Here is a 14,894-nt window from a genome sequence, read left to right on the forward strand (position 1 = left end):
ATGAACAGAAGAGTGGCATCAAGTGTTACGCCCCTATGATTATTCAACATAAAGTATAGATGTTTTGGAGTAAAAATGAGCGAAACGGCAACGCAAAATAAAGAGACTCGTGGCTTTCAATCTGAAGTAAAACAACTACTTCATCTAATGATTCACTCACTGTATTCAAATAAAGAAATCTTTCTACGTGAGCTGATCTCTAACGCATCTGACGCGGCTGATAAGCTTCGTTTTCAAGCTCTATCGAACGGTGACCTTTACCAAGGTGATGCAGATCTAGGTGTAAAACTTTCTTTCAACGCGGAAGCAAACACGTTAACCATTTCTGATAACGGTATCGGTATGAGCCGCGACAACGTTATTGAGCATTTAGGTACGATTGCTAAGTCAGGCACTGCAGACTTTTTCTCAAAGCTGTCTGAAGACCAAAGCAAAGACTCTCAACTGATTGGTCAATTTGGTGTGGGTTTCTATTCTGCATTCATCGTCGCAGACGCGGTAACGGTTCGCACACGTGCAGCTGGCCTGCCGAACAATGAAGCTGTTCAGTGGCACTCTGCAGGTGAAGGCGATTACACAATCGAAGACATCACTAAAGAGTCTCGTGGTACTGACATCGTTCTGCACATGCGTGAAGACGGTAAAGAGTTCTTAAATGAGTGGCGTCTGCGTGAAGTGATTGGTAAATATTCTGACCACATCGGTATTCCTGTTTCTATCTTCACAGCAGTGAAAGATGACGAAGGTAAAGACACCGAAGAGAAACATTGGGAACAGATCAATAAGGCGCAAGCGCTTTGGACTCGCAACAAATCTGATATCGAGAAAGAAGAGTACCAAGAGTTTTACAAGCACGTATCTCACGACTTTGCTGATCCACTAACCTGGAGCCACAACAAGGTTGAAGGTAAGAACGATTACACAAGCCTGCTTTACATCCCAGCGAAAGCACCTTGGGACATGATGAACCGTGACCACAAGAGTGGCTTGAAACTTTACGTGCAGCGTGTATTCATCATGGATGACGCAGAGCAGTTCATGCCATCTTACATGCGTTTCGTTCGCGGCTTGATTGACTCAAACGATCTGCCATTGAACGTGTCTCGTGAAATCCTGCAAGACAACAAGGTAACTCAGTCTCTTCGTGGCGCATGTACCAAGCGTGTACTGACTATGCTTGAGCGCATGGCGAAGAATGACAATGATAAGTACCTAGAGTTTTGGAAAGAGTTCGGCCTAGTATTGAAAGAAGGCCCGGCTGAAGATATGGCGAACAAAGAGAAGATCGCTGGTCTACTTCGTTTCTCGTCAACGGAAGTGGATTCTGCTGAACAAACCATCAGCCTAGAATCTTACGTTGAGCGCATGAAAGAAGGCCAAGATAAGATTTACTACCTGACAGCAGATAGCTACGCTGCCGCTAAGAACAGCCCACACTTGGAGCAGTTCAAAGCTAAAGGTATTGAAGTGGTTCTAATGTACGATCGTATTGATGAGTACGTAATGAACTACCTGACTGACTTCGACGGTAAACAGTTCCAATCGATCACTAAAGCAGGCTTAGACCTAAGCAAGTTTGAAGGTGAAGAAGAGAAAGAGAAGCAAAAAGAGACAGAAGAAGAGTTCAAATCTGTTGTAGAGCGCACTCAATCTTACCTAGGTGGTCGTGTTAAAGAAGTTCGTACGACCTTCAAGCTAGCAACAACACCTGCGGTTGTTGTGACTGACGACTTCGAAATGGGCACGCAAATGGCGAAGCTTCTTGAAGCTGCGGGTCAAGCGGCACCGGAAGTGAAGTACATCTTCGAGATTAACCCTGAGCACGCACTGGTTAAACAGATGGCTGACGAAGCAGACGAGCAAGCGTTTGGTCGTTGGGTTGAGTTGCTACTTGGTCAAGCGATGCTGGCTGAAAAGGGCTCAATGGAAGATCCGTCACAATTCTTGGGTGCAATCAACGAGCTACTAACAAAGCGTTAGTCTTTCGACTTTAGGTTAAGCCAACAATTACAATAAAAAGCTCGCAAATGCGGGCTTTTTTTATGAACGTCGTTGAAAATTGACCTAACGTGGTCAACGTCACCGTTATCGTCACAACAAATGTTGTCGATGCATTCTTTAGTCGTAAATTCAGCCAAATTGAATATTAATGTGATAGAATGCTCGACCTAATCAGCTGGGGCTAAGAAGCAACTATCTCCAGTTGTATGATTTTTAAACGTTATACCGAAACTTACCGTTTTGCTTCTGTTCACAGTTTTGCTTAGCCTCAATGGTTACTTAACGCTTTCTGTTCATCCTAAAAATGAGCAAGAATGGAGGGATAGTGAGCTTCGGTATAAATCATAATTTTATAAGAGGATTAAACATGCGCATCATTCTTCTAGGTGCTCCTGGCGCGGGTAAAGGTACTCAAGCTAACTTCATCATGAACAAATTTGGTATCCCTCAAATTTCAACTGGTGACATGCTACGTGCTGCTATCAAAGCGGGTACTGAGCTTGGTAAGCAAGCAAAATCAGTAATCGACGCTGGTCAGCTAGTTTCTGATGAAATTATCCTTGGTCTTATCAAAGAGCGTATCGCTCAAGATGACTGTGAGAAAGGTTTCCTACTAGACGGTTTCCCACGCACAATCCCACAAGCTGATGGCCTAAAAGAAATGGGCATCGCTGTTGATTACGTTGTTGAATTTGACGTAGCTGACGATGTGATTGTTGAGCGTATGGCTGGTCGTCGTGCTCACCTTCCTTCTGGTCGTACATACCACACTGTGTACAATCCGCCTAAAGAAGAAGGTAAAGATGACGTAACGGGTGAAGACCTAGTGGTACGTGATGACGACAAAGAAGAAACAGTTCGTGCACGTCTAGGTGTATACCACGATCAAACAGCTCCGCTAATCTCTTACTACGGTAAAGAAGCTGAAGCAGGTAACACTCAGTACCTTAAGTTTGACGGTACTAAGCAAGTTGCTGAAGTTAGTGCAGAACTTGAGAAAGCACTAGCATAATTGGCTAACAGCCAGTTTTAGAATTTGATATATTGGAAGCGACCTTAAGGGTCGCTTTTTTTGTTTCAATTTTTAGTACGATACCAATCTATATAACTTGATTGCACATGATTCAGAACGGTTCAGACCCGATGGCAGTGGCTAGCAATTGAGAGTGGATGTTGTGTATCTCATATGAAGAATGATTATTCAGACTTTCATTGAGGCGCAATGATCTTAAACTTATGCAGATTAGTATATTACTTTCCAGAAAATCACATATTGGTCTCAGGTATCTATGGAAAATAATAAAAAGCAGGGCGTTTTACTGGTGAACTTAGGAACGCCAGATGCGGCGACCCCCGCTGGCATTCGTCGATTTTTGAGTGAATTCTTACACGACAAGCGAGTTGTAAACCTAACGCGTTGGCTTTGGTGTCCTATATTACATGGCGTGATTTTACCGATTCGCTCGCCTAAAGTTGCTAAGCTGTATCAGTCTGTCTGGATGGATGAGGGCTCACCACTGCTTGTGTACTCTCAAAGACAAGCTGAAAAGCTCCAGAAAAAACTAGAGATGCCTGTTGCACTGGGTATGACCTATGGCAACCCAAGCCTAAAGGCTGGTGTTGAGCAACTGATGGAGCAGGGCGTTGAGGACATCATCGTACTGCCTCTGTATCCGCAGTACTCTGGCACAACCACAGCGGCGGTTTCTGATGGTTTGACCAAAGCCTTTAAGCAGATGCCAGTTATCCCGAGCTATCGCTTTATTCGCGACTACTACGCGCACCCAAGCTATGCAAAAGCATTGGCTGAAAGCGTCCGCAGTCATTGGGATAAAAATGGCAGAGCCGATCATTTAGTGTGTTCTTTCCACGGTATTCCGAAGCGACTGGCTGATGAAGGCGATATCTACCCTCAGCATTGTGAAGCGACAACAAAGCTGCTTGCGGCAGAGTTAGGTTTGTTAGCGGACGATATCACCATGACATACCAATCGCGATTTGGTCGAGAAGAGTGGTTGAAGCCATACACTGATGAGACACTTGAGTCACTGCCGAGTAAAGGCATCAAGAAGATCGACATCATGGCACCTGCCTTTTCGGTTGACTGTTTGGAAACGTTGGAAGAGATTTCAGACCAGTGTAAAGAGACGTTCATTGACGCTGGTGGTTCGGACTTTAGCTACATTATGTGTCTGAACGACAGAGACTCACACATCGACATGATGGCTGAACTAGTGGCGCTTCATCGCTAACTGATATGGCGATTGAATAGATAACAAAAGGGCTGCTCATTGAGCAGCCCTTTTTGATCTTGATGTTTCTTCTTGAAATCGATCTAGCTATTAAGCGACCGAAGTTTCTGCTTTTGGTTCTGCTTCAAGCGTCATGTTGGTTTCTACACCATGCATCCATGATACAAGCTTACCAGCACAAAGCAGCAGTAATATGGCACTCACCGTTGCTGTGATAGCAATACCACTGAAGATTGACATAGCACCAAGCTCACCAACGTGAGAACCGACCAGGCCTGCCACGTAGTTTGCCACCGCATTGAAGCCAAACCATGCACCCATCATCAATGATGCTAGGCGAAGCGGAGCTAACTTAGTGACCAACGACAGGCCAATAGGCGATAGACAAAGCTCACCAAGGGTATGGAAGAAGAAAGCACCGACTAGCCATAGCATTGATGTTTTCACGGTTAGGTCACCGCCTTGCTCCATTACCGCGCCCATCATGCACACAAAGCCCAGTGCTAAGAAGAACAATGCCATTGCAAACTTAACAGGAGAGTTGGGTTCACGCTTACCCAGTTTCACCCAGAACGCAGCAATGATTGGAGCAAGTGTAATGATGAAGAATGGGTTCAAAGATTGGAACCACGCAGCAGGAACTTCAAAGCCACCAATCATACGGTCAGTATATTGTTGAGTGTAGATGTTCATTAGGCCGCCAGCTTGTTCAAAGCCCGCCCAGAAAACAATCACGAACAGACCCATGATAAGAATCACTTTTAGTCTGTCGAACTCTTCTTTGGTCAGTGGCGCTTTTTCTTTAGATTTGTTTAGTGCTTTCGCTCTTGCAGCAGCAGGTACAGAACCGATGTTGCCCAACCAAGACTGAGCCATTGTCACTTGCATGATCAAGCTAATAACCATACCAATACCAGCGGCTAGGAAACCTGCTTTCCAACCGAATGAATCGACAGCAGCACCTGAAATTAAGCCACCAAGCAGCGCACCTAAGTTGATGCCCATGTAGAAAATGGTGAAAGCACCGTCACGGCGGTTATCGCCTTCTTGGTACAGATCGCCAACCATGGTTGAGATGTTCGGCTTAAACATACCGTTACCACTGATTAGCAGAGCTAAACCAAGGTACAGCGCGTTCACTTGGTCTAAACCGATGAAGCCGTTAGGTAGAGCCATTGTAAATTGGCCAAGTGCCATCAATACACCGCCAATCATAATTGATTTACGCTGACCTAGGTAGTTATCGGCAATCCAGCCACCAATTAATGGTGTGATGTAGACTAAGCCGGTGTAAATACCGTAGAGATCGAGTGCGTCTTTCGTTGACCAACCCAGTCCACCGTTGAGGGTAGTGTCAGTCAAAAATAAGACAAGGATGGCACGCATCGCATAGTAAGAGAAACGTTCCCATAGCTCTGTGCTAAAAAGTAGAAATAGGCCTCTAGGGTGGCCAAAGATGTTGTGGTTGCTTGGCATAAGTTTTACTAATTTTAGGTATTAAAAGATTTTATAGTCATTCATGTATACACAGTGGGATAAAAGTCTGCAATAGACTTATTTTATGGTCACGACAACTTGGTTTAACTAAGATGTTGATATTAAATATCTTTATTTTTAATGTTGCCCATTTTAGATGTGCTGCAAACTAATTTTCCAGATTTGAGTTGGTTGGTTAATAACCTTCATTAAAGTTGTGTTGAATTAAAATCTTTAGATATATTGCTCTGGTGTATCATTTTGAGTTTTAAGGGAGTGGCATGCGCATTAGGTGGGGCATACATATGCTTACAACAATGAGTCTTTTGATCTCTAAATGATCTCTGTACAATGCTTAACCACTCCGACACCTATAACTTTTTGTTGATAAATTGGTCTGCTACGCATTATTTTTCGTTAGCAACGATTCATTTTATTAATGGTGATTTAACCGTTTTAGGCATGTGGTAAAATATCTAAAAATATAAAATGGCTAGTCAAATGAAACGTTGGTATTTGCTTTACTGTAAGCGTGGTGATCAAAAACGCGCTCAGCAGCACTTAGAGAATCAGGGGGTAGAGTGCTTTTACCCTCAAATAGAAGTCGAAAAGGTGGTGAGAGGGAAAGAAAAGCAGGTCAAAGAACCGCTGTTTCCGTCTTACATCTTTGTTCGCTTCGACTATGAGCAAGGTCCTAGCTTCACGACCGTTCGTTCAACACGTGGCGTTGTGGACTTTATTAAGTTCGGTTCACTGCCGCACGAGGTCCAAGGAGACTTGGTGTTTGAACTTAAAGAGTTTGAGAAGTGCTGCAGTAACGAAGTGGAAGATTGTTGTGTTGAGTTTGAATCTGGACAGGTAGTTAAGATTCAGAGTGGCCAATTTGCTGGGGTTGAAGCTATTTTCGATCAGAAAGACGGTGAGGCTCGATCGATTATGCTGGTGAAAATGATCAGCCAAGTCGTTCCAATCAGTATTGAGAACGAAGCACTACAAGCTCGCGCATAACTGCAGTAATAAAAATAGGCTTAAAACAAAAGGCGCATAATGCGCCTTTTTTAGTCTTTAGGATTTGTTCAAAACGCTCTAAGCGTTGTAAGCATCGTTGTGAACGGCTTGTACTGCACGGCCTGATGGGTCGACACAGTTTTTGAATGACTCATCCCACTCAATCGCTTTCGCTGATGAACAAGCAACTGAAGGACCACCAGGTACACACTCTGCCGCAGATTCTAGAGGGAATAGCTCCTCAAAGATTTCACGGTAAGCATAACCTTCTTTGGTTGTTGGCGTGTTGTAAGGGAAACGGAACTTAGCAGCTTCCATTTGTTGATCCGTTACTTTTGCTTCAGCCGTTGCTTTCAATGTATCAATCCAATCGTAGCCAACACCATCAGAGAACTGCTCTTTTTGACGCCATGCGATTGAATCTGGTAGGTAGTCTTCAAAACACTCACGCAGGATGTGTTTCTCCATCTTACCGTTACCGCACATCTTATCTTCAGGGTTCAGACGCATTGCGACATCGATGAACTCTTTATCCAAGAATGGTACACGGCCTTCAACACCCCATGCCGCTAGCGATTTGTTTGCACGAGCACAGTCGAACATGCTTAGAGCAAGCAGTTTACGTACTGTCTCTTCGTGGAACTCTTTCGCGTTTGGCGCTTTATGGAAGTACAGGTAACCACCAAAGATTTCATCAGCACCTTCACCTGAAAGTACCATCTTGATGCCCATCGCTTTGATCTTACGAGCCAGCAAGTACATTGGCGTTGATGCACGAATCGTCGTTACATCGTAAGTTTCGATATGGTAGATAACGTCACGGATTGCGTCTAGGCCTTCCTGAATAGTGTAAGTCATCTCATGGTGCACAGTTCCGATCTTGTCCGCAACTTCACGAGCAGCGATAAGGTCTGGTGCGCCTTCAAGACCAACAGCGAACGAGTGCAGTTGTGGCCACCAAGCTTCAGATTGCTCATCATCTTCGATACGCATTGCCGCAAAGCGTTTTGCAACTGCTGAAGTAATTGATGAATCCAGGCCACCAGATAGAAGTACACCGTAAGGAACGTCAGTCATTAGTTGACGTTTAACGGCTGCTTCTAGCGCTTCAGTCAGTTCTTCTTTGCTTGTGCTGTTGCCTTGTACCGCAGCGTACTCGTTCCAATCGCGGATGTAGTAGCGTTGAGGTTCAGCATCTTTCGAAGAGTAGAAGCTACCTGGAGGGAATTCACTGATCGTCTTACATACTTCAACCAATGCTTTCATCTCTGAAGCCACGTAGTAGTTGCCGTGCTCATCGTAACCTTGGTAAAGCGGGATGATACCAATATGGTCGCGGCCCACTAGGTACTCGTCTTTCTCTTCGTCGTATAAAACGAATGCGAAAATACCGTTAAGCTCTTCTAGAAGGTCTGCACCCATCTCTTGGTATAGCGCTAGGATAACTTCACAGTCAGAATCAGTCTGGAACTGGTACTTATCTTCATAGCGTGCACGAAGTTCTTTGTGGTTATAAATTTCACCGTTTACTGCAAGAATGTGCTTTTTGTCTTGACTGTATAGTGGTTGAGCACCACTGTTCAAGCCAACAATAGCAAGACGTTCATGAGCAAGGATTGCTTTTTCACCAGCATAGATACCAGACCAGTCTGGACCACGGTGACGAAGCTTCTTAGACATTTCTAAAGCAATAGGGCGAAGTGCTGCGGCATCACTTTTAATGTCGAGAATGCCAAATACTGAACACATAGAACTTCCTTTTAAATAATTTCCAAATCAACTGCATTCAATTTGCCATTCTGGCTAAAAAAAGCAACCGGATGTGAGCAAAAAAATAATATAAAGGGTGTTATGTTAGAAATTATCTAATTTTTATGTGCTTTTGGTGTGTGATGTTTAATTGCGGTTGGTTTTTTAAACAAAAACCTCTCAAAAGTGCGAAAAATAGGCAGTTTTGAGAGGTTTAGTTGAACACTGTCTAATACTAGATTTTATTGATATTTGGATTTAACTGTTCGCAAACGTGGCGAGCAAAACCACTACCAGCCTCGCTGTAAATGTTAAATGCCGCATCAACGCCATTCTCTTTCAGTGTTTCGAGTTGATCGGGATATTCAGCAATAGCCGCAATTTGGCCTTTAAAGTTACGTGACTTTAATTGTTCTAAAGCGGTTTGATTACCTTGGTGGTGAGGCATTGCCAAAATCACCAGCTTTACGTTTGCTGTATCTAGAATTCGCTCCCAGAAATCTGGGTCAGTCGCGTCGCCAGAAATCACGTTTCTGCCTTGGCTTCTGTGGTTGTGCGCGGCTTCTTCACGCACTTCTACACCTAGGCTGACCTTGCCATAGCGAGTACGTAATTCGTCATAAGCACCGGTACCAATTCGGCCCATACCTAGAATAAGCACTTGGGCACGACCAGGGTCAATTCGCTTATCACGTCGGTGAAGCTTTTCTGACGCATGCTCTTTTAGCCATTTACCTGACTGCTGATAAAGCTTATGACCAGCTCGGTTTAAAGGAGCAGCGATTAGAAAAGACAGTGAAACTGCAATGGCAACGGCAACTAAGATATCACCCGACATCCAACCCATCTTGAAGGCGAGACCACCAACGATGAGGCCAAACTCGCTATAGTTAAACAGTGATAGTGAGGCAAGTAGAGACGTTCGAACACGGAACTTGAAGCGGTTGAGTACCAAGAAGTAGAGAACACCTTTCACTGGCAGCATCAGCAAGAACAAGATTGCGAGCATAAAGCCTTGAATGGTTGGTTGCTCTGACAGACCAATATTCAAGAAGAAACAGACAAGGAAAAGTTCTTTAAGGTTAAACAGCGACTTTGATAATTCTGAGGCTTTTGGGTGACCAGCAAGTAACATACCTAGAACAAGAGCCCCCAAATCTGGTTTCACACCAACCAAATGGAATAAACCAGCACCGACGACTAATGCGAAGAAGATGCCGGAAAGAACCAGCATCTCACCGTGACCAACCCAATCGAGCACTTTGTAGAACAGTGGGCGTAATAAGGGTAGGGCAAACAGAGCAATTGCATACCACTCAGGTATTTTGCCCGTAGAAGCCGTTAAGAATACTACGGCGAAGATATCCTGCATGACCAATATACCAATCGCTAACGTTCCGTAGGTCGCATTCATTTCGCCTTTCTCTTGCAGAGTCTTAACCGCAAATACAGTACTAGAGAATGAAAGAGCAAAACCGAGCAGAACGATCTGTTCTACCGACATGGCAGCTAGCGATGAAATACCTAAGAACTTAAAGCCAAACAGGGCGACGGCGAAAAACAGAGTGGACAAAAGGTTGTGGATTGTCGCGCCAGCCCAGATCTCTTTAGAGAGTAGGGTTTTGATATCGAGCTTTAAGCCGATAGTAAATAGAAGCAGCGTGACACCAAGGTCAGCTAAAGTAATGATGGTGTCATTGGTTTCAAAGCCAAAGGCAAAAAGCCCAAAGCCTGCAACCAAAAAACCAACTAATGGGGGAAGGTGACACTTTAAAGCAATAAATCCTGCGATAAACGCAGTGGATATTAATATAAGTTCCATAACTTGTTGTTGTAGTTCCCTAGCTTAAAAAAACGGGCCGTGTTTATACAAACACGGCCCGCGGAAAATCAGAATTGTTTTCTCTAGTCTTCGAGAAGCTTCTGCAGTAACACGCCGTTAAGCATGGCGCGCTTAATCATAGCAAAAGCTCCCATCGTAGGATGTTTATCGATCTGTGATGCTACAATAGGCAGGCCGCTATGGAAAGTCGTTAACGACTGATTCTCTACATTGCGCTTAATTGCAGGAAAAACAATCTCTTGTGCCTTGGTAATATCACCAGCAATGATAACTTTTTGAGGGTTAAATAAGTTAATCGTCATCGCGATAGCCTTACCTAACTGGTTTCCTACTCGAACTAAGCTTTGCTTGGCTAGCTCATCACCATTAATCGCGTGGTCACAAACGTCTTGAATCGTAATATGCTCAAGCTCTGTTAAAGAAGACTCATAGCCTTGTTTAATCAGCTTCTGCACGCGTTCAACGATAGCTGGGTTTGCCGCTACTGTTTCAAGACAGCCGAAGTTACCACATTGGCATTGCTCGCCTAGCGGATCAATTTGGATATGACCAATTTCACCCACATTACGGTTATGACCTAGGAAAACCTGACCATTAACGATAATACCTGCACCTGTACCACGGTGAACACTGACCAAAATAGAATCTTGGCTATCTTTACTTGCACCGAAGTAGTGCTCAGCAAGCGCCATTCCACGAACATCGTTACCAACAAAACAAGCAACATGGAATGTATCGCGAATAATGTCGCTTAATGCGAGGTTATCGATGTCGGTATTCGGCATGTACTCAACAACACCGGTCGTTGGGTTAACCAAGCCTGGAAGCGTGACACCAATAGCAATCAGTTGATCGATCTTTGGTTGATGCTCAGCAATGAAAGCTTTGAGGTTATTGACCAAGCCTTGGGTAAGGTCTGATTGGTCTGAATAATTCAGGTCTTGCTGTTGGAAAGCCAATTCACGACCACCAAGGTCATGCAGGCTTATTTGAATGTAGTCTCGACCCAAACGCACAGCAACAGAATGAAAAGGCTCTACTTCTGTGGTTAGGGAGATAGCGCGTCTACCGCCAGTAGACGCTTGCTGCGCAACCTCTTTAATTAGGCCGCGCTCTAAAAGTTGGCGGGTAATTTTTGTAACACTTGCCGGTGCGAGTTGGCTTACATCAGCCACTTGTATACGACTGATAGGCCCCTGTTGGTCTATAAGTCGGTATACCGCCGCACTGTTTAGTTGTTTAACTAAGTCTACGTTACCTATTTGTCCGCCATTCATACTTAATTGTGCTCGTATTGTCCGTTAACAACAGTCGCTTTAACGTTAAAGTCTCGGTCAAATACAGCTAGGTTTGCAACCATGCCTTTTTTGATTCGACCTAGCTTGCTTTCTACACCGATAGCCGTAGCTGGGTATAGCGTAGCCATGCGAAGAGCTTCGTCTAAAGCGATACCAGCGTGCTCAACTGTATTCTGAACTGCTTCAATCATAGTCAGAGCTGAGCCGCCCAGTGTGCCGTTTTCATCAACACACTTACCATCACGGTAATATACTTTCTTACCGACAAAAATAAAGTATTCCATGTCAGCACCTGCAGGAGCTGTGGCATCCGTCACTAATACCAACTTTTCTCCCTTGATTTTATGCGCAATTCTGATGTTTGCGTAATCAACGTGGAAGCCGTCGGCAATAATGCCAGCGTAAACCTCAGGAGTATCGTAAATCGCGCCAACAACGCCAGGCTCACGACCAACCATCGGCGTCATTGCATTGAACAGGTGAGTGGCGAACGTGATACCAGATTCGAAACCTTGACGCGCTTCTGCGTAAGTTGCGTTGGTGTGGCCGATAGAAACGACAACGCCAGCTTTGTGCAGGCGTTCGATGTGTTCAGGGTCGTTAAGCTCTGGAGCCAATGTTACTTTTGCAACAAGGTCACGGTTCTCACAGATAAGCTCAATCATTTCGTTGTCAGATTTACGAATGTGATCGACGCTATGGATGCCTTTTTTCACAACGTTTAGGTAAGGGCCTTCAAGGTGCAGACCTAAAGATTGGTTTTGGTACTGGTTATGGTATTCACGAGCTGCCGTAATAACCGCACGCATATCTTCGTCTGAAGAGGTGATAAGCGTTGGTAGGAAGCTAGTACAGCCAGATTTCAGGTTTGCTTTGTGCATGATCTGCATGGTTTCTGCAGTGATCTCATCGTTAAGCATTACACCGCCACAACCATTCAGTTGTAGGTCAATGAAACCTGGGCTTAGGTTTGCTCCGTCTAGGTCGCGAAGCTCGATTCCTTCTGGCAATTCAGAGATAGGACAGACTTTTTTGATCAGTTCGTTTTCGATTACAACAGCATGATCGGTTAGAACATCACTACCAGTGTAAATTTTACAGTTACTTAGCGCGTACATAGTCAGCTAATCCTTATTTCGTGAGATCTTTTAAATTCGTTCGTTACCTAAATGCGGACTTAGTTTGCGAGCATCATTTACGTAACGATTTATCTTTTATGGGCAAACGGCTTCAAAATGAGAAGCGATTTAAGTTGTTGAAAAACATATGAACAATTGATTTTTATTATACATTTAGGTCCATCAATAATGATTATTCACGGTGCTCTATAAGCCCGGAGTTACCATCTTTTTGCCTAATGATTAGATTTGGATTTTATCCATAAATGTTCATTTTTTTGAATGATAAAATAAGTTTTATGATCTCGCTAGCAAAAACCTCTGGATTTGGTAAAAACTGGTGATTAGGATCACAAATGGTAAGGTTTTAATTTGCGGAGCAAAATTAATTGAATACACTGAATAGGACTAAATTGAGCGACTAAAATAAGTTTCTCAAACGAATTCTAAAAAATCCTATAGGGGGAAACAACTGGTGAATATTCTAGGATATGCGCAGAAGCTTGGTAAGGCGTTAATGCTACCAATCGCAACGCTTCCGATTGCGGCATTGCTGCTACGTCTGGGTCAACCAGACTTACTCGATATCGCATTCATGGCATCTGCTGGTAACGCAATCTTCAGTCAACTACCATTATTGTTTGGTTTGGGTATAGCTATTGGTCTTTCTAAAGACGGTAACGGCGCAGCAGGTCTTGCTGGTGCAGTTGCTTACTTTGTTCTGACAGCAACCGCAACAAACATCGATGCTAGTGTAAATATGTCATTCTTCGGCGGTATCTTTGCAGGTATCATCGCAGGTCACTCTTACAATGCATTCCACGCGACTCGTCTTCCAGAGTGGCTAGCATTCTTCTCTGGCAAACGTCTAGTTCCTATTATGGCTGGTCTATTTGCTCTAGTTGCTGGCGCAATCTTTGGTGTTGTATGGCCTGCTGTTCAATCTGGTCTAGATGCACTTGCTCACGCAGTTTCAACGTCTGGCGCTATCGGTCAATTTGTTTACGGTACTCTTAACCGTGCACTTATCCCAGTAGGTCTACACCATGTACTGAACTCGTACTTCTGGTTCGGTATGGGCTCTTGTCAAGAGATCGTAGTTGTTGCAGAAGGCTTCTCTCAACTTTGTGTTGACCCTGCACTAGCTAAAACTTTAGTTGTTGGTCAAGAGTACACATTTGAATTTGCTAACTCAGTTAACCCAGAAATTGTTGCAACTGTTAAAGAAGTAACTGAAACAGTTAAATCTGGCGACCTACACCGTTTCTTCGGCGGCGATAAAGGCGCTGGCGTATTCATGAACGGTTTCTTCCCAGTAATGATGTTCGGTCTACCAGGTGCTGCACTTGCAATGTACCTAGCTGCTCCTGCTGAAAAACGTAGCCAAGTTGGTGGCGCACTATTCTCAGTTGCATTCTGTTCATTCCTAACAGGTATCACAGAGCCGCTAGAATTCATGTTCGTATTCCTAGCTCCTGCTCTATACGCAATGCACGCTGTATTTACAGGTTTGTCTCTAGTAGTTGCTAACATGTTTGGTACTCTGCACGGTTTCGGTTTCTCTGCTGGTCTTATCGACTTCGTATTGAACTGGGGTCTAGCAACTAAACCATTCGTACTACTACTAATCGGTCTTGGCTTCGGTGCTCTATACTTCTTCACTTTCTCTTTCGCAATCCGCGCTTTCAACTTGAAATCGCCAGGTCGTGAAGATGATGACGAAGCTGTTGCAGCTCCTGCTGGCGAAGCACCAAAGGGCGACCTTGCACGTCAATACCTGAAAGCTCTAGGTGGTCACGACAACCTAACTTCAATCGACGCTTGTATCACTCGTCTACGTCTAACTCTTAAAGACCGCTCTGTTGCAGATGAAGTTGTTCTTAAGAAACTTGGTGCTAAAGGTGTGGTTAAACTAGGTGAAAACAACCTACAGGTTATCCTAGGCCCACTAGCTGAAATCGTAGCTGGCGAAATGAAAGCTATTGGTGCAGGCGAAGACCTATCTGATGTAAAACTTCCACAGTAAGGGAAGTACTTAATTAAGACGTAAAGTTACTCTTAAGTAAGTGTCAAATTGAAAGCCTCCCACATGGGAGGCTTTTTTGTGCCTGCAGTTTAAGACCAGCGAACACGGTTCGTTCTATTCTTC

General features: G+C 44.2%; 10 protein-coding genes. 5 read left to right on the plus strand and 5 right to left on the minus strand.

Annotated elements, in window-relative coordinates; genetic code table 11:
• Positions 1–75: 75 nt before the first annotated feature.
• The 3 genes from htpG to hemH all read left to right on the plus strand — a co-directional run bounded on the left by htpG (position 76) and on the right by hemH (position 4,253).
• Positions 76–1,980, plus strand: coding sequence for a molecular chaperone HtpG (gene htpG, locus AB4274_RS00405; protein WP_017062201.1), 1,905 nt, complete (start codon positions 76–78; stop codon positions 1,978–1,980).
• A 388-nt stretch (positions 1,981–2,368) separates the two neighbouring features.
• Positions 2,369–3,013, plus strand: coding sequence for an adenylate kinase (adk, locus tag AB4274_RS00410; protein ID WP_017062200.1), 645 nt, complete (start codon positions 2,369–2,371; stop codon positions 3,011–3,013).
• Positions 3,014–3,290: 277 nt separating this feature from the next.
• Complete coding sequence (gene hemH, locus AB4274_RS00415) at positions 3,291–4,253, plus strand: ferrochelatase (protein WP_372051541.1); 963 nt, start codon at positions 3,291–3,293, stop codon at positions 4,251–4,253.
• A 90-nt stretch (positions 4,254–4,343) separates the two neighbouring features.
• Here hemH and AB4274_RS00420 read toward each other — a convergent pair whose 3' ends face one another.
• The gene (locus AB4274_RS00420) at positions 4,344–5,729 is read right to left on the minus strand and encodes a peptide MFS transporter (protein WP_102393253.1); all 1,386 of its coding nucleotides are present in this window, start codon (positions 5,727–5,729) and stop codon (positions 4,344–4,346) included.
• Positions 5,730–6,230: 501 nt separating this feature from the next.
• Between AB4274_RS00420 and rfaH the strand changes: the two genes are divergently transcribed.
• Positions 6,231–6,737, plus strand: a complete 507-nt coding sequence (rfaH, locus tag AB4274_RS00425; protein WP_017068990.1) for a transcription/translation regulatory transformer protein RfaH — start codon at positions 6,231–6,233, stop codon at positions 6,735–6,737.
• A 78-nt stretch (positions 6,738–6,815) separates the two neighbouring features.
• On the opposite strand, the gene asnB is transcribed toward rfaH, so the two are convergent.
• The 4 genes from asnB to nagA form a co-directional block, all read right to left on the minus strand.
• Positions 6,816–8,486 (minus strand): asparagine synthase B, encoded by a 1,671-nt coding sequence (asnB, locus tag AB4274_RS00430; RefSeq protein WP_017062196.1) that lies wholly within the window; start codon positions 8,484–8,486, stop codon positions 6,816–6,818.
• A 235-nt stretch (positions 8,487–8,721) separates the two neighbouring features.
• The gene (locus AB4274_RS00435) at positions 8,722–10,308 is read right to left on the minus strand and encodes a cation:proton antiporter family protein (RefSeq protein ID WP_017062195.1); all 1,587 of its coding nucleotides are present in this window, start codon (positions 10,306–10,308) and stop codon (positions 8,722–8,724) included.
• Between the two features lie 83 nt (positions 10,309–10,391).
• Positions 10,392–11,606: an ROK family protein gene (locus AB4274_RS00440; protein WP_017062194.1), complete on the minus strand. Its 1,215-nt coding sequence runs from the start codon at positions 11,604–11,606 to the stop codon at positions 10,392–10,394.
• Between the two features lie 2 nt (positions 11,607–11,608).
• On the minus strand, positions 11,609–12,745 hold the full coding sequence (nagA, locus tag AB4274_RS00445; protein ID WP_137001203.1) for an N-acetylglucosamine-6-phosphate deacetylase: 1,137 nt from the start codon (positions 12,743–12,745) through the stop codon (positions 11,609–11,611).
• 475 nt (positions 12,746–13,220) lie between these two features.
• On the opposite strand from nagA, the gene nagE reads away from it, so the two are divergent.
• A complete protein-coding gene (gene nagE / locus AB4274_RS00450) occupies positions 13,221–14,771 on the plus strand; it encodes an N-acetylglucosamine-specific PTS transporter subunit IIBC (protein ID WP_372110541.1) in 1,551 nt (516 codons plus the stop codon).
• Positions 14,772–14,894 lie beyond the last annotated feature (123 nt).

The organism is Vibrio sp. 10N.261.55.A10 (assembly GCF_041470825.1).
Lineage (GTDB): Bacteria > Pseudomonadota > Gammaproteobacteria > Enterobacterales > Vibrionaceae > Vibrio > Vibrio crassostreae_C.